General features: G+C 54.3%; 16 protein-coding genes. 14 read left to right on the top strand and 2 right to left on the bottom strand.

Annotation, left to right across the window (positions count from 1 at the left end; translation table 11 throughout):
* The first annotated feature begins 136 nt into the window (after positions 1 to 136).
* From NTU47_16305 to NTU47_16285, 5 genes are all read left to right on the top strand, one after another.
* Complete coding sequence (locus tag NTU47_16305; protein MCX6135369.1) at positions 137 to 1,789, top strand: ATP-binding protein; 1,653 nt, start codon at positions 137 to 139, stop codon at positions 1,787 to 1,789.
* A 7-nt stretch (positions 1,790 to 1,796) separates the two neighbouring features.
* Positions 1,797 to 3,215 (top strand): sigma-54 dependent transcriptional regulator, encoded by a 1,419-nt coding sequence (locus NTU47_16300; GenBank protein MCX6135368.1) that lies wholly within the window; start codon positions 1,797 to 1,799, stop codon positions 3,213 to 3,215.
* Between the two features lie 107 nt (positions 3,216 to 3,322).
* The gene (locus NTU47_16295; GenBank protein MCX6135367.1) at positions 3,323 to 5,683 is read left to right on the top strand and encodes a response regulator; all 2,361 of its coding nucleotides are present in this window, start codon (positions 3,323 to 3,325) and stop codon (positions 5,681 to 5,683) included.
* A gap of 84 nt (positions 5,684 to 5,767) precedes the next feature.
* On the top strand, positions 5,768 to 7,843 hold the full coding sequence (locus tag NTU47_16290) for a PAS domain S-box protein (GenBank protein ID MCX6135366.1): 2,076 nt from the start codon (positions 5,768 to 5,770) through the stop codon (positions 7,841 to 7,843).
* 60 nt (positions 7,844 to 7,903) lie between these two features.
* The gene (locus NTU47_16285; protein ID MCX6135365.1) at positions 7,904 to 11,188 is read left to right on the top strand and encodes a PAS domain S-box protein; all 3,285 of its coding nucleotides are present in this window, start codon (positions 7,904 to 7,906) and stop codon (positions 11,186 to 11,188) included.
* Positions 11,189 to 11,653: 465 nt separating this feature from the next.
* Here the strand turns inward: NTU47_16285 and NTU47_16280 are convergent, their stop codons facing one another.
* The gene (locus NTU47_16280) at positions 11,654 to 12,091 is read right to left on the bottom strand and encodes a hypothetical protein (GenBank protein ID MCX6135364.1); all 438 of its coding nucleotides are present in this window, start codon (positions 12,089 to 12,091) and stop codon (positions 11,654 to 11,656) included.
* A 47-nt stretch (positions 12,092 to 12,138) separates the two neighbouring features.
* Here NTU47_16280 and NTU47_16275 point away from each other — a divergent pair, with 47 nt between their 5' ends.
* A complete protein-coding gene (locus NTU47_16275) occupies positions 12,139 to 12,360 on the top strand; it encodes a hypothetical protein (GenBank protein MCX6135363.1) in 222 nt (73 codons plus the stop codon).
* Positions 12,361 to 12,557: 197 nt separating this feature from the next.
* The gene (locus tag NTU47_16270) at positions 12,558 to 12,956 is read left to right on the top strand and encodes a bacteriohemerythrin (GenBank protein MCX6135362.1); all 399 of its coding nucleotides are present in this window, start codon (positions 12,558 to 12,560) and stop codon (positions 12,954 to 12,956) included.
* A gap of 62 nt (positions 12,957 to 13,018) precedes the next feature.
* Here the strand turns inward: NTU47_16270 and NTU47_16265 are convergent, their stop codons facing one another.
* Positions 13,019 to 13,162: a hypothetical protein gene (locus NTU47_16265; protein ID MCX6135361.1), complete on the bottom strand. Its 144-nt coding sequence runs from the start codon at positions 13,160 to 13,162 to the stop codon at positions 13,019 to 13,021.
* A 91-nt stretch (positions 13,163 to 13,253) separates the two neighbouring features.
* Between NTU47_16265 and NTU47_16260 the strand changes: the two genes are divergently transcribed.
* The 7 genes from NTU47_16260 to NTU47_16230 all read left to right on the top strand — a co-directional run bounded on the left by NTU47_16260 (position 13,254) and on the right by NTU47_16230 (position 21,360).
* Positions 13,254 to 13,709 (top strand): cache domain-containing protein, encoded by a 456-nt coding sequence (locus NTU47_16260; protein MCX6135360.1) that lies wholly within the window; start codon positions 13,254 to 13,256, stop codon positions 13,707 to 13,709.
* A gap of 71 nt (positions 13,710 to 13,780) precedes the next feature.
* Positions 13,781 to 15,535 (top strand): methyl-accepting chemotaxis protein, encoded by a 1,755-nt coding sequence (locus NTU47_16255; GenBank protein ID MCX6135359.1) that lies wholly within the window; start codon positions 13,781 to 13,783, stop codon positions 15,533 to 15,535.
* A gap of 44 nt (positions 15,536 to 15,579) precedes the next feature.
* Positions 15,580 to 16,686, top strand: coding sequence for a hypothetical protein (locus tag NTU47_16250; protein MCX6135358.1), 1,107 nt, complete (start codon positions 15,580 to 15,582; stop codon positions 16,684 to 16,686).
* A 102-nt stretch (positions 16,687 to 16,788) separates the two neighbouring features.
* Positions 16,789 to 18,531: a methyl-accepting chemotaxis protein gene (locus tag NTU47_16245; GenBank protein ID MCX6135357.1), complete on the top strand. Its 1,743-nt coding sequence runs from the start codon at positions 16,789 to 16,791 to the stop codon at positions 18,529 to 18,531.
* Between the two features lie 23 nt (positions 18,532 to 18,554).
* Entirely contained in the window at positions 18,555 to 19,055 is a 501-nt protein-coding gene (locus tag NTU47_16240; GenBank protein MCX6135356.1) for a chemotaxis protein CheW, read from the top strand.
* 28 nt (positions 19,056 to 19,083) lie between these two features.
* Positions 19,084 to 19,551 carry a chemotaxis protein CheW gene (locus tag NTU47_16235; GenBank protein MCX6135355.1) on the top strand — a complete coding sequence of 156 codons (468 nt, stop codon included), beginning with the start codon at positions 19,084 to 19,086 and terminating at the stop codon, positions 19,549 to 19,551.
* 96 nt (positions 19,552 to 19,647) lie between these two features.
* On the top strand, positions 19,648 to 21,360 hold the full coding sequence (locus NTU47_16230; protein ID MCX6135354.1) for a methyl-accepting chemotaxis protein: 1,713 nt from the start codon (positions 19,648 to 19,650) through the stop codon (positions 21,358 to 21,360).
* Positions 21,361 to 21,446: the final 86 nt, after the last annotated feature.

The raw sequence follows: 21,446 nt of genomic DNA, 5'->3' as shown, positions 1-21,446 counted from the left end.
CCACCGAAACCATTAAAAAGCCCTCTGGCCAAAAATACGCCATATAGCGTATTGTGGCCAAGTGGCTAATATTGTTAATTAGTCGGCGTCCAAAATCATGGAATTCCCCAGTTGCTGAGCACTCTCAAACATCCCCATGCCCAATCCTAACGAGGCGGTTCCGCAGGCCTCTCAGGCCGGAACCACCAAGCTCACCATTCTCCTCGTCGATGACGTTCCCGAAAATCTCGAATTGCTCGAGGATGTACTCCAGGAGAATGGTTTTGGAACCATGACCGCGTCAAGCGGCCAGGAAGCTCTCGAACAACTCAGGCAGCATGAAGTTCACCTGGTTGTGTCCGACGCGATGATGCCGAAAATGGACGGACTGGAACTCTGCACGTTCGTCAGAAAAGACCAGCGCACGGCATCGATCCCCTTCATCATTTACACCGGCGACTATCTCGACAAAGAAGACGAAGAACTTGCGCGCAGCATTGGGGTTGATCGGTACGTCGAGAAGATGGGGGGCGTTGACGTTCTCGTCGATGTCGTGAAGGGAATTGTCCGCGAGCGATACGGGTACGACACTGGGGGCAGCACGCTCGAGTCACAGCACCTCGATGACCACATCTTCCTCGAGAAACATCACGCGATCGTCGTAAAGAAGCTGGAACAGAAAATGAACGAGCTGGAGATGTTCGCGCAGACACTCTCGCGTAAGAATCGGGAGCTGCAGATTTCCGAAGCACGGTACCGCGGCCTGTTCGAACAGGCGAGTGTCGCCATCTATGTGCTGATGAGCGACACGGACAAAGTTGTGGACGTTAACAAAGAGGGGCTTGATCTGCTCGGGTACACAAGAGACGAGCTCATTGCCATGTCGAGTTTTCCGTTCGAGGCGTCCGAGCTCGCAACGCTCAGCACCCTCCGCAACCCGGACGGGTATTTTGGCGAAGCGATGCTGAAAGACAAAGACGGAGCCAGGCTCCACGTGGAGATTTCGGCGGGACCGTTTGTGCGGGGCGTAGACAGCAAGGTGCTCATGTTCGTCAGGGACGTGACAGAGCAGAAGAAGATCAGAGAAAAACTGATGCTGGCCGAAAAGATGTCGTTGATGGGAACGCTGGCCTCCGGAATCGCTCACGAGATTCGTAACCCTCTCGCAGCAGTCAGCCTGAACCTTCAGTACCTGCAGGAGAAAACCCAGGAAGGGACTCCCGTGCAGGGGGCTGTGCTGACAGCGCTCGAAGGGGCAAAGCGCATCGAAAAGGTTATCGACAACACGCTGGGTCTCGCGCGCATGACTCCGCCGAAGATCAGGGAAGAGTCTGTCAACGATATCGTGGATCAGGCACTCACGTTTGTGAAGCTGAATGTCCAGCAGAAAGGGCTTGAGTTGGTCACGGTGCTGGGAGAGGAACTGCCTTTTGTGCACGTCGATAGTCGTCAGATCCAGCAGGTGCTCATCAACCTGATTCAAAATGCGGTCGATGCCTGTCCCCAGGGGAGCGCGATTACGCTCAAGACATATTGCATCGAAGAGACACTCCAGCTTGTGGAGGGAGTGCCGGCTGAGCGGAGCGTGGTATTGTCGATTCGGGATACAGGAATCGGGATTCCGCCGGAGAGAATGGCAGACCTTTTTGAGCCGCTCAGGACCACGAAGCCCGGTGGCACGGGGTTGGGGCTTGCACTTTCGAAACGCATACTCGATCGGCATAACGCAGAAATTCGAATTGAATCCGCAGAGGGGGGTGGGACAATGGTTCGTCTAATTTTCCCGACGCAAATACACATTGAAAGGTGACGCAGACATGGCAAAAGGAAAAATTCTTGTCGTTGAAGATGAGGACATCCTCGCACAGACTCTTGACAGGCTCCTTACGGATGAAGGATATCAGGTCAGCGTCTGTCTCGAAGGAGAGAAAGCGCTTTCCGTGCTTTCCCAGACGAATCCTGACATCGTAATGTCAGACATCTATCTGGGCGAGCAAAACGGATTGCGGCTTCTCAAACAGATGCGGGAGCAGGGGATGGATATGCCGGTCATCATGATGACGGCCTTTGCCGACATCTCGCTGGCAGTTCAGGCGATGAAGGATGGGGCGTCTGATTTCATTACCAAGCCCCTCGATTTCAAACACCTCTGCATCGTTGTGGAAAAAACGATGAAGCAATCAATGCTGCAGAGGAAAGTGCGGATCCTCGAGGAGGAACTCGGAACAGAGCGGTCGCGCCATGGCATTGTCGGCAACAGCCTCATTATCCGCCGGCTGCTCCAGACCGCGGAGCGCCTGTCCCAGGGGGAGCAAACAACTGTCCTTCTCGAAGGGGAGAGCGGAACGGGCAAAGAGCTGTTTGCACGGTATGTCGCGCAGAAGAGCTTGCGTGCGGACAAGCCATTCATCACGATCAACTGCGGAGCGATACCGAAAGATCTGGCCGAGAGCGAGTTCTTTGGCTACGAGAAAGGCGCGTTCACCGGGGCGACCGAGAGGATGAAGCAGGGGCGATTCGAGCTCGCCAACGGAGGGACCATATTGCTGGACGAGATCGGCGAACTCTCTCTCGACATGCAGGTGAAGCTCCTGCGCGTCCTCGACGAGCACAAGTACTACCGTCTCGGCGGCACGAAGGAGATCTCCGTCGATGTCCGTGTGATTGCCGCGACCAATCGCAACCTCGTGAAGGAAGTCGAGGCGGGACGATTCAGAGAAGATCTGTATTATCGTCTCAACGTTGCCGTGCTGAAGATCCCGCCGCTGCGCGAACGCAAAGACGACATCGCGCCGCTGGCATATACGTTCCTGCAGGAGTTTTCCAAGAAGTTCGGAAAGCCGGCTCCCAAAGTCTCGCAGGAGGCCATTCAGTTTCTCGAACAGAACCCCTGGAAGGGAAACGTTCGGGAGCTCAAGAATGCTCTGGAGCGCGTTATGCTCCTGTGCGACGCTCCCTTGCTTGGTCCGGAGCAGTTCGTGTTTCTTCGCGTCGGAGGTAAGGCGTCGTTCGCGCCCGTGGGATTCGAGGATCACCAGTTCGCCCTCCAGATTCCGGGTTCGGGGATTGCAATGAAAGAGGTTCTCCGTGAGCTGATCCTGAAGACGCTGGCCATCACGAGCGGTAATCAGGTCCAGGCCGCAAAGATCCTTGGCATTACGAGATCGAAACTCAGATATCGGATGGAACAGTTGAGCATCGAACCTGAACAGCGCAGCTACAAAATCAGTGCGTAGCATCCCACCTCGAATGGAGACCAGTGGCTCTTTGGAGCAGCTGGGAGCGGGGCGACAGACACCCGAACAGTTGCATCATCTCACGAGTAATTGTCACGATGGAGATCATGACGAGTATTATCCAGTCAACACTTGACGAAGCAGGCAAACCTGAGCTCCAGCGAATGAAGCGCATTCTGGTGGTTGCACAAGACAGCGCTGCAGCGATCAACATTCGCGGGAAACTCCTCGGATTGGGATATGAGAGCCTGAGCGAAGCGTCGGCGGGGGAAGAGGCCGTTGAATTGGCAGCCCGTTTGAAGCCTGATCTCGTCCTGATGGATGTGGTGCTTAATGGCTCCATGGACGGCATCGAGGCAGCAGAGCAGATCGGGAAACGTTATCGCATCCCTGTGGTGTTTCTTGCGGCCTTCTCCGATGACGAGACTTTCCGACGGGCCAAGCTGACAGAACCATTCGGATTTGTCACTAAGCCATTCGATGAACGGGAGCTCCACACGGTGATTGAAATGGCGCTGTACAGGCATTCGATGGAACTGGCGCTTCGCATTTCCGAACAGAAGTTCTTCAAAGCCTTTCGTACGAGTCCGGATTCTATCAATATCAATCGGTTGGAAGACGGAGTGTTTCTCGATACCAACGATGGATTCACGCATATCACCGGGTACGCCCGGAACGATGTCCTCGGCCGCTCTTCACTGGAGATTGACCTCTGGGTCGATCTCCGGAGTAGACGAACACTTGTTGAGAGTCTCAAGAAACACGGAGCGGTGGAGAACCTGGAGGCGGACTTCAGGATGAAGGACGGACGGATTACTACTGGCTTGATTTCAGCAACGATCATCGAGCTGGACGGCCAGCAGTGCATACTTTCGATTACGCGTGATATCTCTGACCGCAAACGGGCAGAGTCCGATTTGCGCGCAAGTGAGGAGCGATACAAGGAGTTCTTTGAGCAGGACCTGACCGGCTACTTCATCGCGACAGTCGGAGGGACAATCCTTGACTGCAACCGGGCTTTCGCGAGGATCTTTGGTTGTGCGTCTGTGGAGGATGCGAAAAAGGCCAATTTGTTCGACTCGCACCGGGACGCTGAAGCATGGAGCAATCATCACACGTTGCTTCTGCGTGCAAAGAAGCTTGAGAATATCGAAGTTGAGGCACGCCGCGTCGATGGACGACCCCTGTTCCTGAACGAAAACCTGATCGGCATGTTCGATGATCAGGGTGAGATGACACATGTGCGGGGCTACATTATCGATAACACCGAACGGAAAATGCTCGAACAGACGCTGGTTCATGCACAAAAAATGGATTGTGTCGGTACGCTTGCGAGCGGTATAGCTCACGATTTCAACAACGTCCTCAACAACATCCTCGGATTCTCTCATCAGCTGAAAAAGCACGTCGCAGACCCGGCGAGAGTGATGAAGTACTCGGAGTCGATAGAAAAATCTGCTGCCCGGGGAGCAGGTCTCTCAAGACAACTCATGTCGTTCGTGAGGAAGCAGAATCGGGAGAACTCAATTGTAAACGTCGAAGAGATCATTGACGAGGTGATCGATCTTGCTTCAGAGACGTTTCCAAGGACCATTGCGATGCGCAAGAACGTCGAACCGATCTTGTTGCGGGTGTCCGGTGATCGCGGCGAACTGTACCAGGCGCTCCTGAATCTCTGTTTGAATGCCCGGGATGCGATCGCCGAACGAGTCGAGCCGTCAGCTGACCACAGGATCATGATCTCAGCATCGGGCAGGATGGCAGGCGAGCAGCATGTGCCAGGCTCTCCGAGCGGGCAAGTAATGGAGCATCCATTCTGGGTCGAGATCGCGGTGTCCGATACCGGTGCGGGTATCCCTGAACATATCCGCAGCAAGGTGTTCGATCCTTTCTTCACGACAAAGGAAATGGGGAAGGGGACCGGATTGGGTCTCTCGGTTGTCTACAATATCGTGAAGAGCCATGGCGGATCTGTCACCGTGGAAAGTGAACACGGGAAAGGAACCACAATCCGTGTCCTCCTCCCGGCGGTTGCGGCAGAGCCGATAGCGCTGGAATCTCATGGGGAAGTGTCACTCAGGTCAGCAAACAATGAGCTGATCCTGCTCGTTGACGATGAAGAACTGATGCGGGATCTTGGGCGGGAAGTGCTCGAGGATGCCGGATATCGTGTGGTGATCGCAACAAATGGTCAACACGCGATCGATCTGTACCGGAGCGCATGGCGCGAGATCTCGCTTGTTGTTCTCGATTTCATTATGCCCGACATGAATGGGGGGCAGGTGTTTGCTCAGCTGAAAAGCATCAACCCCGGCTTGAGAGCGTTCTTCTGCACAGGGTATGCCGAGGATGAAACAATCGTAGCCCTGATCGAACGTCATGGCCTGCGGGCGATCGAAAAGCCATTCAAACCCGTGCGCCTCCTGGAGCTCATCAGAGAAATGCTGACGGCGAAAGCCCCTTCCTGACGAGGCCCGAAGCGTGGACATCAGAATGCCTTGAATCCATAAGACATTGTTTCTCCGCATAGTATTCTTTCTCAGGTGCATCACATGAAAGCAGATCATAGCAATCCCGCCACACCGGGCACATCTGTTCCGGCGCAGAGCAGCGATGTGGCGGATCAATCCCGCATCATCGAAGGGTTACAGCGGGAGTTGGCCGATTATCGGAAGCGGGAGCTTCTGCATCGGACAAGTCATGAAAAACTCGAAGCGGAGGTCCGAATCTGGTCGCGGGCCGTCGAGCAAAGTCCGGTCTCCATCGTGATCACCGACATCACAGGGAGAATTGAGTATGTCAATCCACGATTTACTCAGGCCTCCGGCTATACTCTTTCGGAGGTGGTCGGGCGGAATCCAAGAATTCTGAAATCGGGCAACCTTCCGGAAGCGACATATAAGCAGCTGTGGGAGTCGATCACGTCCGGCGTCGAATGGAGGGGGGAACTTCTCAACAAGACAAAAAGCGGCGATACGTTTTGGGAGTTTGTCACAATCAGCCCGCTGCGCGAGGCTTCCGGCCAGATTACGCATTTCCTGGGCATCAAAGAGGACATCACAAAGCGGAAACGCATCGATGAGGCTTTGCGGATCTCGGAAGAAAACCTCCGGGTAATCTTCAACAGCGTCTACGACGCAATCTTCATCCATGAATTGAATGGCACGGTCATCGATGTCAATGAAAAAGGGCTTCGGATGTTCGGTGTCACGAAGGATCAGGCCCTGACCTTGTCGATGAAAGACGACCTTTCAAGCAAGGAGAATGTGCTTGAAGACCTGCCGAACTATTGGAAGAAGGCGGTCCTGGGTGACACTCAGTTCTTTGAATGGAAGGCGAGGCGGCCGGCCGACGATGTCACGTTCGATGTGGAAATATTCCTTCGCCGTCTCACGCTGCGCGGAAGGGAGGCGATTTTGGCTGCGGTGCGCGATGTGACGGACAGAAAGCGGATGCAGCAGCAGTTGTTCAGGGCGCAGCGCATTGACAGCATTTCGACGGTGGTGGGGAGCATTGCTCACGAATTCAACAATACGTTGAACAACGTCCTGGGCTTCTCGAACCTGATCAGAAAATACATTCAGGATCAGACGAAGGTCGCAAAGTACAGCGCGGCAATCGAGCAGTCGGTCATGCGCAGTGCAGACCTCGGCAACAGGCTTCTCGCATTTGCCCGCGAATCGAAGAAAGAGAGCGCCCCGATTGACGTCGGAAGCCTGATCAGCGAATTGATCGTGATGTCCGAGAAGACGCTCGGCCCGTCGATTACGATCGAGAAGAAAATCGAGCCTCAGCTCATGCGTGTCGTCGGTGACAGCCATGAACTTTCGCAGGCCCTCCTGAATCTGCTGGTCAATGCAAAAGAGGCGATTGCGGCCAGGGAGGACCCGAAGAGCCCGGGGAGCATTTTCGTCGCCGCCGATAACAGCGTGGTTTCCGAAAATCTCGCCCCCAAACTCATGCTGCCGGCTGGCTCGCCGTGCATCGTTCTCAGGATATCGGACAACGGAACCGGAATTCCTGAAGATATTCTCGAACGGATTTTCGACCCGTTCTTCACGACAAAAGAACGCGGGCGCGGAGCCGGACTGGGGCTGTCCATCGTATTCTCGACGGTCAGGAGCCATCGCGGCACGATCACCGTCGACAGCGAAGTCGGCAGAGGCGCTACCTTCCAAATCTATATTCCGGCGCTCGATCCAAAGAAGATCCAGGATGATCGGATCGAGGGCCTCTTGAAATCGAAGAAAGGCGTTGAAACCATCCTGCTCGTTGATGACGAAGCCGCGATGAGGGAAATCGGCACCGACATACTTGAAGGGAGCGGCTTCAAGGTGCTGACCGCTTCCGATGGTCTCGAAGCAGTCGATATTTACCGGAAGAAATCGAAGGAAATCTCCCTCGTCATCCTTGACCTCGTGATGCCGAAGATGGACGGCGGTCAGACGTTCCTGGAGCTCAAGAAGATCAACCCGAAGGTCAAATCGATTTTCTGCACAGGCTTTGCCTCCGATGCGATCATCACGCAGCTCCTTGCAGAAGAGAATATCCCTGCTGTGCAGAAGCCGTTCCGACAGGAGGAATTCCTGCACATCGTACAGGAGACGTTGAGCGGTGTCGGAGTGTAATGCGGCGCCAGTTCTACACGGAGAGCATGTCGATGCGAACCATATGCGATTGCACGAATTATGACTAACTCGCACACCTTACTGCAATTGATCTTTCCTCCGCGCCTCGCCGATGATGAATCGGGCCGAAGGACAAGAATCGTCTACGCGGTGTCGTTTGCCACACTGCTCGGTTTGGGGGTGTTGTTCATGTATCGGGTGCTCACCGGCGAGTTGCTGCTGTGGGTTCCTATCGTCTGCGGATGCATCACGTGTATGACTGTCATTATGTTGGCACGCAAAGGGTTGGTCGATTGGGCGGCCAGTCTTCTGTGTTGGTCGCTCTTAAGTCTTCTAAACTATCTGGCCTGGACCAGCAACGGCATCACAGATTCCGCGCTGCTTGCCGCCCCGGGGGTTTTGGTGTGTGCTGGTCTGGTATTGAAACGGAGATACTTTTACACGTTCACGGGTACGTGGCTTGCGTCGATCGCCGTCCTCGGCTACCTTCAATTGAAAGGGGTGATTCAGGTTGTTGTGCTGGATCATCTTGGCTATTCGGACATTCTCGATATCATGGTGGTGTTCGGAATCACGGCGGTCACGGTCCGGCTGCTCGCCGATAGCATGATCTCGAATCTGGGCCGCGCGCAGAAGAACGGACGGGACCTTCGGAATCAGGCCGATCAGTTGAGGGAGTCGGAAGAGCGTTACCGGACTCTGTTCGAAGGAGCGAACGACGCAATTCTGATCCTGAACGAACATGGGTTCGTAGAATGCAATTCCATGGCGCTCACCGTATTCGGATGCCGGGACCGGTCTGAGCTCATTGGCAAGGGCCCATGGGATTTCAGCCCTCCCCAACAACCGGACGGGAGCGATTCAAAAGACAAAGCCCAGCTCATCGTACGTGACGTTCTGAAGGGGAACAACCAGCGCTCGAACTGGAAGCACTTCCGGAAGGGTGGAACGATCTTCGATGCCGAGGTGTCTCTCAGCCGTCTCGAACAGGGTAGGGAGGAATTTGCACAGGCTATTGTCCGGGATGTTACAGAAAGGAGCGCGGCAGAAAATGCGCTTAGGAGGAGCGATGAGCGATACCGGCTGTTATTCAATTCGATACAGGACGGCGTTTTTGTTCATGGCCTGATGAAAGACGGTTTGCCGGGCCGCTTTCTGGAAGCAAATGAAGCCGCGTGCAGGCGTCTTGGCTACTCACGAGAAGAGTTGCTGAAGCTGAGCCCGATTGACATCGATGCCCCCGACACTGTGAGCAGCGTGCCCGACGCCATGGGAAAAGTGGTTCGGGACGGGAGTGCAACATGGGAGGGAGCGCATATAGCCAAGGATGGCCTCCGAATTCCGGTGGAGATCAGCAATACCCTCTTCACACTTGAAGGCAAGCCGACAATTCTCGCCACAGTCAAAGACATCACAGAACGCAAGGTCGTCGGAAACGCGCTTCGGGAGAGCGAAGAAAAGTTCCGAACGATCGTCGAGACAACAAGCGAATGGATTTGGGGGCTGAGCAAGGATGGTGTTCACACCTACAGCAATCCCGCAGTCGAGTCAATTCTGGGATATCGGCCCGCGGACATTATTGGCGTGGCTGCCAGCACGATGATGCATACTGATGACTGGGAGAAGATCGGGCGGCTGCTTCCCGAGTGTATCCGGGAGCGAAAGGGGTGGCGTGACCTCGTTGTCCGATGGCGCCACAAAAACGGGTCGTTCAGGTACCTTGAGAGCAATGCGACGCCGGTTATCAATCAGCGGGGCGAAGTCATCGGTTTCCGCGGAGCCGATCGCGACATCACAGATCGGAAGCAGATGGAAGATAGGCTGCGCATGTCGGAAGAGTATTATCGCACACTTGTCGAAACATCGCCGGACGCCATCATCATTATCGATCCCAACGGCTATATCTCCTTTGTTTCACCACGTGCATACGAGTTGTTCGGTGTCCCCCCGGGAAATCCTGCAATCGGGTCTTCCTTTCTCGACTGGATCCCTCCTCAAGGACGAAGGGCGGCGTCATCCCTGCTGCGGAAATCACTCTCCGGCGAAATGAAATTGGCTGCACTCGAAATCGCAGCGCTGCGTCACGATCAATCGACATTTTGGGCTGAGGTGAGCTCTTCAGCCCTGATGAGCAGCAAAGGTGAGGCCCGGGGGCTGCTATTAGTCTGCCGTGATATCTCGGCTCGAAGGGAAACAGAGCAGGCTCTGCTTCAGGCACAACGGACTGAGAGTATCGCAGTTCTGGCGGGGGGAATAGCACACGACTTTAACAATCTGCTGCAGGCAATTCTGGGACAGGCCCATCTTGCCTTGAGCAAACTCCCGGGTGGAAGTGCCGGAAGGGGGAATATTGAGAAGGCGGAAAAAGCGGCAGAACGGGCCGCTGAGTTGACGCGGCAGCTCCTCGCATACTCCGGGCAAGGAAAACTCACCATGCGTCCCACCGATATCAATTTGATGGTGAGGGATAACAAACACCTCCTTGAGTCTGCCATTCCCCGGAATATAGCCCTTGAATTGAGTCTCTCAGAACAATCGCTCTATGTCAATGGGGATGGCGCGCAGATTCAGCAGGTTCTCATGAATCTTGTCATCAATGCCGCTGAAGCATACGAAGGACGAAACGGATCTATCCGGCTAAAGACTTCCCTGCGCACGATCGGCGGAGAGGATGTCGGGCGATGGACACGGGCTGGCGCTGAAATTGATCCGGGTGTCTACGCGGAGTTTGAGATCACCGACAAGGGGTGCGGAATGGATCAAGAAACGGCGGCGAAGGTATTCGATCCATTTTTCAGCACAAAATTCACAGGAAGAGGACTCGGCCTCGCAGCAGTTCTCGGTATTGTACGCGGACATAGGGGGGCATTACAGGTGGAGAGCACAAAAGGGATCGGAACCACGTTTCGGGCAGCATTCCCACAAACGGAGCAAAGCATGCAATCAGATCAACGCCAGGCGCCGGAATCAGAGCCTGCATTCGGCAAGACTGTTCTTCTCATCGATGATGAGGAAGTCGTACGAGATGTCTTCGCCGAGACGTTGACCGACGTCGGTTGGAATGTTCTGACCGCAGCCGACGGCGAATCCGGTCTCCGGATCTTCAAGGACAATCAAACGCACATAGCCCTTATTGTTCTCGACCTCTCCATGCCGGTGATGGACGGAGCTGAGACTTTCCGGCGATTGAAAGCCATAGATTCCTCGGTAAAGGTCGTGCTTTCGTCCGGTTACGGTGAGGAGGAAGCGATCGGGCGGTTTGAGGGACTCGGTTTGTCGGGGTTTCTCCAGAAACCGTATCGATGGAACATGCTCAAAGAGACCCTCGACTCCTATCTTGGCTGATGGGCGGGCAGGCAAGCCCTCATGCGAGCCCCGTCCCGTCAATGATGTCGCGGAAAGTTGGAAAGCGAATCGCGCCCAGTACCAATACCATCCACTCAAGCGGGCTGTTGAAAAACCAACCGCAAAGGCCGCCAAGAAGAAAAATGAGCAGTGATTCTGTTACAAAGACAATGGCTTTGCGTCTCTCTGCGGTCTTGGCGGTTTGATTCTGTCAATTGAAATATGAATTTCAACGACCTGCTCAGACGAAGACTCGTCATTTGCCACAAAGGCTTTAAGGCACAAAGATGAAGGCAGCAGAAGATTGAAGTTTTCATACTCGTTGGTGTGTTCTGCGCCAGAGGGCCATGAGCCTCTGGCTCAGCGCCTAGGTGGCGGAACTTTCCGACCGGCTGTCTAGTTAGTTGCACAAGCCTCCCCATTCTCCACAAACTTTCGTTCCACGCTGATCTCGGCCGCATTTGTTCAGATGGCTGATGTTAGCCATCGCTCCTCCCTCCTCAAACCACTCTCACATCGCCGAATACCATTTTTCCCCAAAAACGGTGCGTCCTGCACAACTATGCCATTGGCACGGGCTTTGACGAGATTCACATCAAGGATTTTCTCGTTGAACAACCGGTAGTGTGATCGATGAAAAGAAGCATGCTGTTCCAGGGCAATTTCAAACGCTGCACGATGTGCGGTACCGAATGGCCCACCAAAGATGATTTTCTCGATGACAGGCACATTCATCTGAATGGTTATCAATGGAACCGGAAGAAGCTTCGCTCGGGAGAAGGGTTCGCGGGATTGCTGATCTTCACACACAGGAAAGACCAATGCGGCACCTCGCTGGCAATTGAGGCTACGAAATTCAAAACGGAAGCATTTTTGGAGGAGACCAATGAGTTCGCAATTCACACACATACACCAACACGCCGGCAACGGCCCTAATCACGGAGGATACCATGTATACCGAATCTCTGTTTCCCGAAGACCTGGTTGAATTGGGGGAAGAGGAAGAGCAATGTCCCGAATGCGGACACATCTGGATCGACGACGAACAAAATCACTACCACGACTGCCGGTACTTTCTTCTGAGCGATGAAGACGAAGATGACGATCTCTTTGGAAGTGAGGAAGAAGCACATACGGATATGAAATCGTGGCAATACAGGCCGGCCGCCTAAATCATCCGGTTCGTGATGTCAGGGATCAGCAGAAGTCGGCCTGGGGTTACCTGCCTGGCCAAGAACAGGGGGCATTATTCGAGACGCTGATGCCCACCGTGATCCGGAAAGACGATTTCAGCCTCGCAACGTCCAGGTCATTGAAGTCAAGAACGTGCAGCAAGCGTATTGTCCAATCTTCGGCTAACGAGGTCTGAATGACATGGAAGAATGAATACAACGTTGATGTTAGTCTCCTGGATCAGCAACATAAAAAGCTGTTCGGACTCATTGAAGAGCTCCGCCTGAATCTGGTCGAAAGAACGCAGTATCGCAATCTCGACGACGTTGTAGCGGCGCTGGGTCAGTATGCCGAGGCACACTTTCTTTCGGAAGAACGATTGATGCATCAGTCCGGATATCCGGATTATGCGAACCACAAGCTTGCACACGAATCCATGATCGGCAGGATCCAGCAATATCAGCGCGAGGTGAATCACGGCAACTCGTCGGTTGCAGAAGAACTGCACGCGTACCTCATCTCGTGGTGGTCCAACCATATTCTGGGAATTGATAGGAGATACTGCAGCCACTTCGCAAGCAAAGGCATACGCTAGTCTCTCGTACCAGCCTCAATCAAACGCTCTCCTTCTGCTCCTCGCATCCATTAAGCAATTGGTCAATAGTAGCCATCAATTGCAGTCAGCCATTCCTGACGGATTGCCGGCCCGCTTCGAAATGTTTCACTTTCCTTCGACTTCTGGAGAATCACCACAAGCAGGATGGAATGCCATGTTGCGGCACGGACTTTGACGAGGGACATGTTCCAGAATCGATCACCGACCAATCAGTTTTGCAATACGCAGTGCAAATACACCTAAACCCACACCATTCATGTTTGTAAGGAGGCACGTATGAGAAAATTACTTGCATTCGTTCTTATGGCACTCGTGGTCGTCGGCACGACCACCGCTCGTCAGAAGAAGGGAACGTCAGCTGAGGCAGAAGCTCTCGTGAAAAAGGCCATTGCGTTCGTAAAAGCCAACGGGAAAGACAAGGCGTTTGCAGAATTCAGCGATCCCAAAGGAAAGTTCGTCGTCGGTGATCTTTATGTATTTGTGTACGACCTTACCGGCAAGTGCGTTGCACACGGCGGCAACCAGAAGATGATTGGGAAAGATCTCATTGAGATGAAGGATGCTGACGGCAAGTCTTTCGTGAAAGAGCGGGTTGAGATTGCAAAGACGAAGGGGAGCGGCTGGCAGAACTACAAGTGGAACAACCCCACCACGAGCAAGATTGAAGACAAGACAGCCTACATTGAAAAGACCGATGACGTGATCATCGGATGCGGAGCATACAAGCAGTAAGCGCACACTCGGCGGCCGGGTGCAGCAATTGCCCGGCCGCTGTCTCATTACCAGAAAAGAATGGAGGATGAATGAAAAAGCTGATCGGGAACCTCAAGCTGTCAAGGAAGCTTCTGGTCGCGCCGACGCTTGTGATGACCTTTCTCGTTGCGATTGGTTTGACGGCTCTTGTTGGTATGCAAAGCCTGAAATCTGCCATTGGAGATATCTTCAATAATCGTTTCAAAACGTACGAGGAAGTGACGAGGATTTCTGAAACGACGGCTGATGCGCACGGCAATTTATACAAGCTGATCACGTGGGCGAGAGCAAACTACGAGTCCGGCAGGCTTGAAGCGCTTGGCAAAACTCAGATCACGAGAGTGGATGAATCCATCGCAGCGTTGACGAAGATGGTGGCGCTGGCGACGGATGAGGAGACAAAGAAGCGGTACCAGCAGGCGGCTGATCAGGCTGCGGACTACCGCAAGTCCGCTTTCACCGTGGTTGACTTTGCAACTGTTGAGCTGAACACTGCGACGGTGTCCATGGGGACGGCGGAGGACAAATTCAACGTCCTGGCCGCTACGCTCCGCCAGGTGAAAGATCGTGAGCAAAAGCTGAGTAGTGAGAGCTACGAGGGGGCTCTCAGCACCTATTCTCGCGTGGTAACACTCTTCCTCATCATGGTTGCAGCTGCTGCCGCGCTCTCGATCATCGTGACTCTCTTTGTCAATTCTTTCATCCTGGGCCCGGTCCGATCGATGACGGAAGTAATCAATCGGCTCGCTATGGGTGACCTGACGAGAGATGTCCCGGTTGATTCAAAGGACGAGATCGGTGAAATGGGGCGAAGCTTCAACGCGATGGTGGCAAACCTGCGGGAGATGATAGGCAGAATTACCGCGGCAACGAACACGATGGCCGGCGCGAGCACGGAGATCAGTTCCAGCACCGAGCAGATGGCTGCAGGGGCTCACGAACAGACATCGCAGGCGGGAGAAGTCGCAAGCGCAGTGGAGGAAATGGCGAAAACCATCATCGAGAACTCGCGGAATGCGACGCATACTGCGGAAACAGCAAAGCAGGCGAAGCAAGCCGCCGAAAAGGGAGGCGTCGTTGTCCAGGAGTCGGTCGATGGTATGCAGCGCATAGCAGAGGTCGTGAGGAAATCTGCCGGGACAGTTAAAGAACTGGGAAAATCAAGTGACCAGATCGGCGAGATCATCGGGGTCATCGACGATATCGCAGATCAGACAAATCTCCTTGCCTTGAACGCTGCCATCGAAGCGGCGCGGGCTGGCGAGCAGGGGCGGGGTTTCGCCGTGGTGGCGGACGAGGTTCGCAAACTGGCCGAACGCACGACGAAGGCGACAAAAGAGATCGCTCAGATGATCAAACAGATCCAGGCGGACACGCAGGGGGCTGTCTCTGCGATGGATGCCGGGACTCGTGAGGTGGAAGCGGGAATACAGCTCGCTGACAAGGCTGCATCCTCCCTTGGCGAAATCGTTCAGATAAGTCAGCAGGTCACGGACATGGTGACACAAATAGCAGCAGCGAGTGAGCAGCAATCGACCGCCAGCGAGCAAATCAGCAAGAATGTCGAAGGAATCAGCGCGGTCACGAACCAGACGGCATCGGGTACACAACAGATTGCGAAGGCGGCAGAGGATCTCAATCGTTTGACCGAAAATCTCCATCAGCTTGTGTCTCAATTTCAGCTGGGAGATCACGAGGAAAAGCGCCGTCCGGCAGCCGCTGGGACATCATCGCCGGCCAGGCAGTCTTACGCATCGCCGCACATCCAGTACGATGCTGCGTCGTTTGCCGAGGCAGTTTCATAACTGAGAGATTGACATAAACCAATAATTGCGAAAGTGAGGATCAGATGAAAAAAGCCCTTCTATTGTGCTGCGTTTGTTTCGCAGCGCTCGTAGGCGTATCAGCCCAGGACAAACCCGTGGAGGCCAAGAAGCCGGCGGAAAACGCAGCTGCTCCAAAACCGGCAGCGGGAATCGTGCCGACGTTCGGCGCCCAATTCTTCGGAAACTACACCTATGTCATCAATGGGACAGATGGAAAGGACTACAACAAGTTCGACATGGAACGCGTCTATTTCACCATGAAGAGCCAAATTGCGGACGATTGGAAGTTTCAGATAACGACCGATATCTACCGCAACGCAGCTGCGGGTTCGTACTATGCCGGGTTGGCGGTGCGTTTGAAGTTCGCATACCTGGATTATGCTCCTCTGCAGGGATTGTCGGTGAAGTTCGGTATGATTCCCGGCGTTTGGAACAGCACGGAAGAGACAGCGTGGCGGTACCGTGGAATCGAGAAAACGATCAGTGATAAGAACGGATATTTCTCGACTGCTGACGTTGGCTTGTCTGCAACCTATGCCCTTCCCAGTAAGCTCGGTGAAGTCGCGGCCTACATGGTGAACGGAGACGGGTTCAGCGCTGTTGAAGCCAATCGATTCAAGGACTATTCGGTCAGGGCAACTCTCACCCCCTTCGGATCTGTCGAATTGCTCAAGAGCTTTGCAGTGAGTGGAGTGGCCTCATTTGGTGCAGGAGGTACAACGCGAGCACTGCAACGGGACCGTTACGGTGCACTCGTGGGGTATTCCTATTCCATTTTCTCACTCGGCGCTGAGTATCTTGTCCGGAAAGATGCTCCAACCAATCCCGACACAGTCAGGACGGGCAATGTCTATTCGTTGATCGGTGAGATCAAAGCTCCGTTTGCCGACCTCCAGTCGAAACTGTCGCTCGTCGTCCGGTTTGATGGCATTGAACCGAACGTGGACAAAGGCGGGGATCAGACTCATTACCTGATCGCCGGGCTTGTCTGGAAAGTGACCGACAAACTCACGCTGGCACTCGACAACCAGATCCTGTTTTGTGAAACAAATTCGCTCAAACGTGCCCCTGACAACGTATTGCTCGATACCGACAGGCGGTGGTTCTTGCATACCATTCTGAATTTCTAACGCGAAGAACATCACAGGCCTAGCCGAAGAGAAGGGTACGGTCTGCGGACGCTCGAGCCTGGAGCGTACCCCTCTTTTACATAGGTTTCTTCAGGAGGACAAATGCAGTGGTTCTATGATTTGAGCATCGCCAAAAAGGTGATTGGGTGTTTCATGATTGTCGCTGTCATCGCTGCGGCAAACGGCTATCAAGGAATCACCAGCCTGCAAAAGGTGGGAGCCGCTGACCTCAAGCTCTATGAGGAAATGACGCTCCCACTCGCAAACTGCGAAGGGATCTCAACCAACTTTCACCGGTTACGATCGGATTTGTTCACGATTCTGCTTGCAACGGACCCGCAGCGGATAGCCGAATCCGCGAGCAAGATCTCCGACAGGAGGGCAGATATCGAAATGAATGTCCTGGAGCTCAATGCGAAGTTAAACACGGGAGCGGACAGGCAGTTGATGGAACAGTTCAATGTGTCACGCAAGCAGTTCTATGGATTGGTTGAACAGGTCATCGAATTGGCCAAGTCGAACCAAAGAGAACAGGCTATTGCATTGACCAACGGGGAAACCGACAAAGCGCGCAAGGTCGTCCAAGAACAGATCACCCAATTCGTGAAGTTGCAGAAGGATGAGGCGAAGCAGACGTCTGGGGAAAATCAAGCGACGGAAAACGCTTCAGTGATGGTGCAGTTAATCCTGGTGTCCGTTGGTGTTGCAGCTGCAATCGTGCTTGGCTTGTTCGTTGCCCGAATACTTAGCAAGCAAATACAAGAACTGGTAGGCAAGGTTGAGGCGATGGCGAGAGGCGACCTGAGTGTGACACTCACGCAGCATTCCCAGGATGAAATCGGACAGTTGACGGGAGCATTCAGCGAAATGGTGAAGAGCATTCGAGGCATACTTATTCAGGTGGCGGAGTCGTCGTCCGCTGTCGCAAGCGCCAGCAGCGAGATCTCAAGCAGCACAGAACAGATGGCCGCCGGTGCTCAGGAGCAAACGAGCCAGGCAGGAGAAGTTGCGAGTGCGGTCGAAGAGATGACTAAGACTATCATGGAGAATTCAAAAAACGCGGTCGATACAGCTGCGACTGCGAAGGATGCGAAGGAGGCTGCAAGGGTAGGAGGGGCGGTGGTCGAGGAAACAGTCGAAGGAATGAAGGGAATCGCCGAAGTCGTGAGGAAGTCTGCTGAAACTGTGCAGGCGCTGGGGAAATCGAGCGACCAGATTGGGGAGATCATTGGCGTTATCGATGACATCGCTGACCAAACCAACCTTCTTGCCCTGAATGCTGCGATCGAAGCCGCACGAGCCGGGGAACAGGGGCGGGGATTTGCAGTGGTGGCGGATGAAGTGCGGAAACTCGCCGAGCGGACGACCAAGGCGACGAAGGAAATCGCTTCGATGATCAAGTCGATTCAGAACGACACGGCCGGTGCGGTGGAATCGATGGAGCAGGGAACGAAGAAGGTCGATGCGGGAATTCAACTGGCTGACAAAGCGGGGGCATCGCTGAAGGAGATAGTCGGGATCTCACAGAGAGTGACCGATATGGTCTCTCAGATTGCCGCAGCGAGCGAAGAGCAATCAAGTGCCAGTGAACAGATTTCGAAGAATGTGGAGGCAATCAGTACGGTGACATCACAGACGGCAAGCGGCGTCCAGCAGGTTGCGCGTGCCGCAGAAGACCTCAATCGTCTCACGGAGACATTGCAGAGCTACATAGCGAGATTCAACTTGTCCGGCGGGCCTGCGCCGGCTTCGCGGAGTACGGATCATCACGATCCGGTAAAAACGAGAGAGCCGCTGGGGAGCATGACCGTACGCGCGAACGGAAAACTTGTTCACCATACCTAAGCATAGGCGAAGGGAACGCAGCGATGAATGCCTCAACAAGAGATGGTCGGCCTATGGGCGAGCTTCAGTTGGTCAGTTTCAACCTCAGCCAGGAGGAATATGGGATCGACATACTGAAAGTCCGGGAAATCAATCGGATGCTCGACGTGACGCACGTTCCGAATGCTCCTTCATTTGTCGATGGAATAATCAATCTGCGGGGTAAGGTAATCCCGATCATCGACCTTCGGGGACGCTTCGGGATGGAAAAGAAAGCCCACGACAAAAACACCCGCATCGTTGTCGTGGAGTTGTCTGAGAACGTCGTGGGTTTCGTAGTAGATGCGGTACGCGAAGTGCTGCGTATTCAAAGGGACGTCACAGAGCAAGCTCCCCAATTGAGCACCGCCGCCGGCGAAGAGTATATCACCGGCATTGCGAAGCTCGAGGACAGGCTGCTTATTCTGCTCGATCTCGACAAAGTGATTGACGCGGGCTCTCTGGGACAGTTGGATGGAGTCGCGAACAACCAGATGCAGGCATGAAATCCAAATCTAGAAAAGGGTGCATACCATGGCAGATGTGCATGATGCGAAAGCGGCCAGCCAGAACGGCGCCGAGGAACTTCTCCAATTGGTGAGTTTCAAGATCGGTGACGAGGAATTCGGCGTCGACATCCTGAAGGTTCAGGAAATCAACCGCATGCTCGATATCACGCGGGTTCCAAACGCCCCTCCCCATGTCGTGGGGGTCATCAACCTACGGGGGAAGGTGATCCCTGTTGTTGATCTGCGTGAGAAGTTTGGCATGGAACGAAAAGATCATGATAAGAACACCAGGATCGTCGTGATGGAACTCGGCGGCAGGATCATCGGCTTTGTGGTGGACGCCGTCAGCGAAGTGCTCCGTATTCCGCGGAGCGTGACCGAGCCGCCCCCTTCGGTGGCTTCCACGAGTAATGTTGATTACATCACGGCGATTGGCAAGCTCGACGACCGATTGTTGACTCTGCTCGATCTGGAGAAAGTGATCAATAATTAAGGTTGGCTGAGACGTAGAACTCGATCATCACGGGATGACTGTTGCAGCCACGTTCCGGTGACGCCATCCCGCATAATCAAAGTCCTGGAGAAAACGATGAAGCTCTCAAGCATTAGAATGAAAGTCTTCCTGCCGACGGCGCTCGTCATCGCAGCTTTCGTCACGGTGGCATTGGCATTCGCAATAACCTGGCAGAACAGGGAATTCGAGCATGTGTTCGGTGACAACGTCGCAACCATAGCCAGCACGTCAAGATTCATGATCCACAGCTCCGCTGACGATTTCGCGAAAAGCAGGGGTTACACGTTTCACCGGGTTGCAGAAGGGTCGCAGAACAAGAACTCAGAAGCGAATGCGGTGGAACGGGAAGCGCTCAAGGCGTTTGAAGCAGACCCGAAACTGGATTTGTTCTCGAAACAGGTCGATCAGAGTGGGAACAGGGTCATGTATGTGTTCGCTCCCGGACGGAATCTGGACGAATGCATGAGCTGTCACATGTCAATGGGAGTGGACACGTTCAAAGATCGCAAGGCGGGCGATCTTGTGGGGGCATTCGGAGTGTCAGCCTCGATGCAGGAATTGGATTCCCAGAAAGCCAAAATGCTTCTCGCTGCATCAATCGGGGGGGTGGTGCTTATTGTCAGCGTACTTCTGTTGATCGGGTACTTTCTGGACAAGGTTATTGTACGGCCTCTCAAGGAGTTTGCGGTTCAGTCTGAGCGAGTGGCAGAAGGTGATTTGACGGTTGTAGAGACCCCGGAGATCAGTAAGCGGATTGACGCTGCCGATGAAATCGGTCAAATGGCTCGTGCGTTTGCCAAGATGATAGGCGGACTGAGAACAATCATTGGAGAGGTACGTGAGGCGTCAGCTGCAGTAGCGAGCGCTAGCACAGAAATCAGCTCGAGCACGGAGCAGATGTCCGCAGGCTCGCAGGAGCAAAGCACACAGGCCGTGGAGGTGGCATCCGCCGTCGAGGAGATGTCTAAGACCATTGTCGAGAACTCCCGCAACGCCGCAGCCACCGCGGATACAGCGCGGAAGGCAAAAGATGCGGCCGCCAGCGGTGGCGAGATAGTCGCGGAAACCCTTCAAGGAATGACGCGGATCGCTGATGTCGTTCGCAAATCGGCCGTCACCGTACAAGCGTTGGGGAAATCGAGCGATCACATAGGTGAGATTACCGGAGTCATCGGGGACATCGCGGATCAGACTAATCTGCTTGCGTTGAATGCTGCCATCGAGGCGGCGCGGGCCGGGGAGCAGGGGCGGGGATTCGCTGTGGTGGCAGATGAAGTCAGGAAACTCGCAGAACGCACGACAAAAGCTACTCGGGAAATCGGATCGATGATCAAGAACATTCAAACGGAGACCACCGGGGCGGTGCAAACGATGGAAGCAGGCACGAAGGAGGTGGAGGAGGGGATCGCGCTTGCGGATAAAGCCGGAGCGTCCCTGCGTGGAATCGGCACGATCTCTGAGCAATTGATGGACATGGTCTCGCGCATCGCAGCCGCCAGTGAGCAGCAATCGAGCGCGAGTGAGCAGATTAGCAGGAATGTCGAAGCGATCAGCACGGTCAGCGGCGAAACGGCAGGCTCGACCCAGCAAATCTCTCACGCGGCTGAAGACCTCAACCGATTGACCGAGAACTTGCAGGGGCTCGTGGACAGATTTCGGCTGCCTGGAGAGAAGCAGGCCAGGCCGGTACGCCAGACAGGTCGACGGGACCAGGGTCTGGAGCAGAGGCAGGAAAAGGCCCGGCAGGCCGTAAATGAGGAAGGCGGTCTGGTCAGATACCAGGCGTGAATGTGGTGAGCATAGTACGGATTGTTTGAATCAGCTCGCGTTCAATCTGGGAGAATTGGGGTGAGATCATCGTTTGCAGCAGCCAA

The organism is Ignavibacteriales bacterium (assembly GCA_026390595.1).
GTDB lineage: Bacteria > Bacteroidota > Ignavibacteria > UBA10030 > UBA10030 > UBA9647.
Note: the sequence above shows the minus strand (reverse complement) of the source record. Positions and strands in the feature narration are given on the sequence as shown.

Excerpts from the sequence above, each read along its gene's own strand:
- NTU47_16290 (MCX6135366.1), top strand. The coding sequence starts at position 5,768 with ATGAAAGCAGATCATAGCAATCCCGCCACACCGGGCACATCTGTTCCG.
- NTU47_16245 (MCX6135357.1), top strand. The coding sequence starts at position 16,789 with ATGCAGTGGTTCTATGATTTGAGCATCGCCAAAAAGGTGATTGGGTGT.
- NTU47_16295 (MCX6135367.1), top strand. The coding sequence starts at position 3,323 with ATGACGAGTATTATCCAGTCAACACTTGACGAAGCAGGCAAACCTGAG.
- NTU47_16250 (MCX6135358.1), top strand. The coding sequence starts at position 15,580 with ATGAAAAAAGCCCTTCTATTGTGCTGCGTTTGTTTCGCAGCGCTCGTA.
- NTU47_16300 (MCX6135368.1), top strand. The coding sequence starts at position 1,797 with ATGGCAAAAGGAAAAATTCTTGTCGTTGAAGATGAGGACATCCTCGCA.
- NTU47_16285 (MCX6135365.1), top strand. The coding sequence starts at position 7,904 with ATGACTAACTCGCACACCTTACTGCAATTGATCTTTCCTCCGCGCCTC.
- NTU47_16260 (MCX6135360.1), top strand. The coding sequence starts at position 13,254 with ATGAGAAAATTACTTGCATTCGTTCTTATGGCACTCGTGGTCGTCGGC.
- NTU47_16265 (MCX6135361.1), bottom strand. The coding sequence starts at position 13,162 with ATGTCCCTCGTCAAAGTCCGTGCCGCAACATGGCATTCCATCCTGCTT.
- NTU47_16235 (MCX6135355.1), top strand. The coding sequence starts at position 19,084 with ATGGCAGATGTGCATGATGCGAAAGCGGCCAGCCAGAACGGCGCCGAG.
- NTU47_16240 (MCX6135356.1), top strand. The coding sequence starts at position 18,555 with ATGAATGCCTCAACAAGAGATGGTCGGCCTATGGGCGAGCTTCAGTTG.
- NTU47_16275 (MCX6135363.1), top strand. The coding sequence starts at position 12,139 with ATGTATACCGAATCTCTGTTTCCCGAAGACCTGGTTGAATTGGGGGAA.
- NTU47_16230 (MCX6135354.1), top strand. The coding sequence starts at position 19,648 with ATGAAGCTCTCAAGCATTAGAATGAAAGTCTTCCTGCCGACGGCGCTC.
- NTU47_16305 (MCX6135369.1), top strand. The coding sequence starts at position 137 with ATGCCCAATCCTAACGAGGCGGTTCCGCAGGCCTCTCAGGCCGGAACC.
- NTU47_16270 (MCX6135362.1), top strand. The coding sequence starts at position 12,558 with ATGACATGGAAGAATGAATACAACGTTGATGTTAGTCTCCTGGATCAG.
- NTU47_16255 (MCX6135359.1), top strand. The coding sequence starts at position 13,781 with ATGAAAAAGCTGATCGGGAACCTCAAGCTGTCAAGGAAGCTTCTGGTC.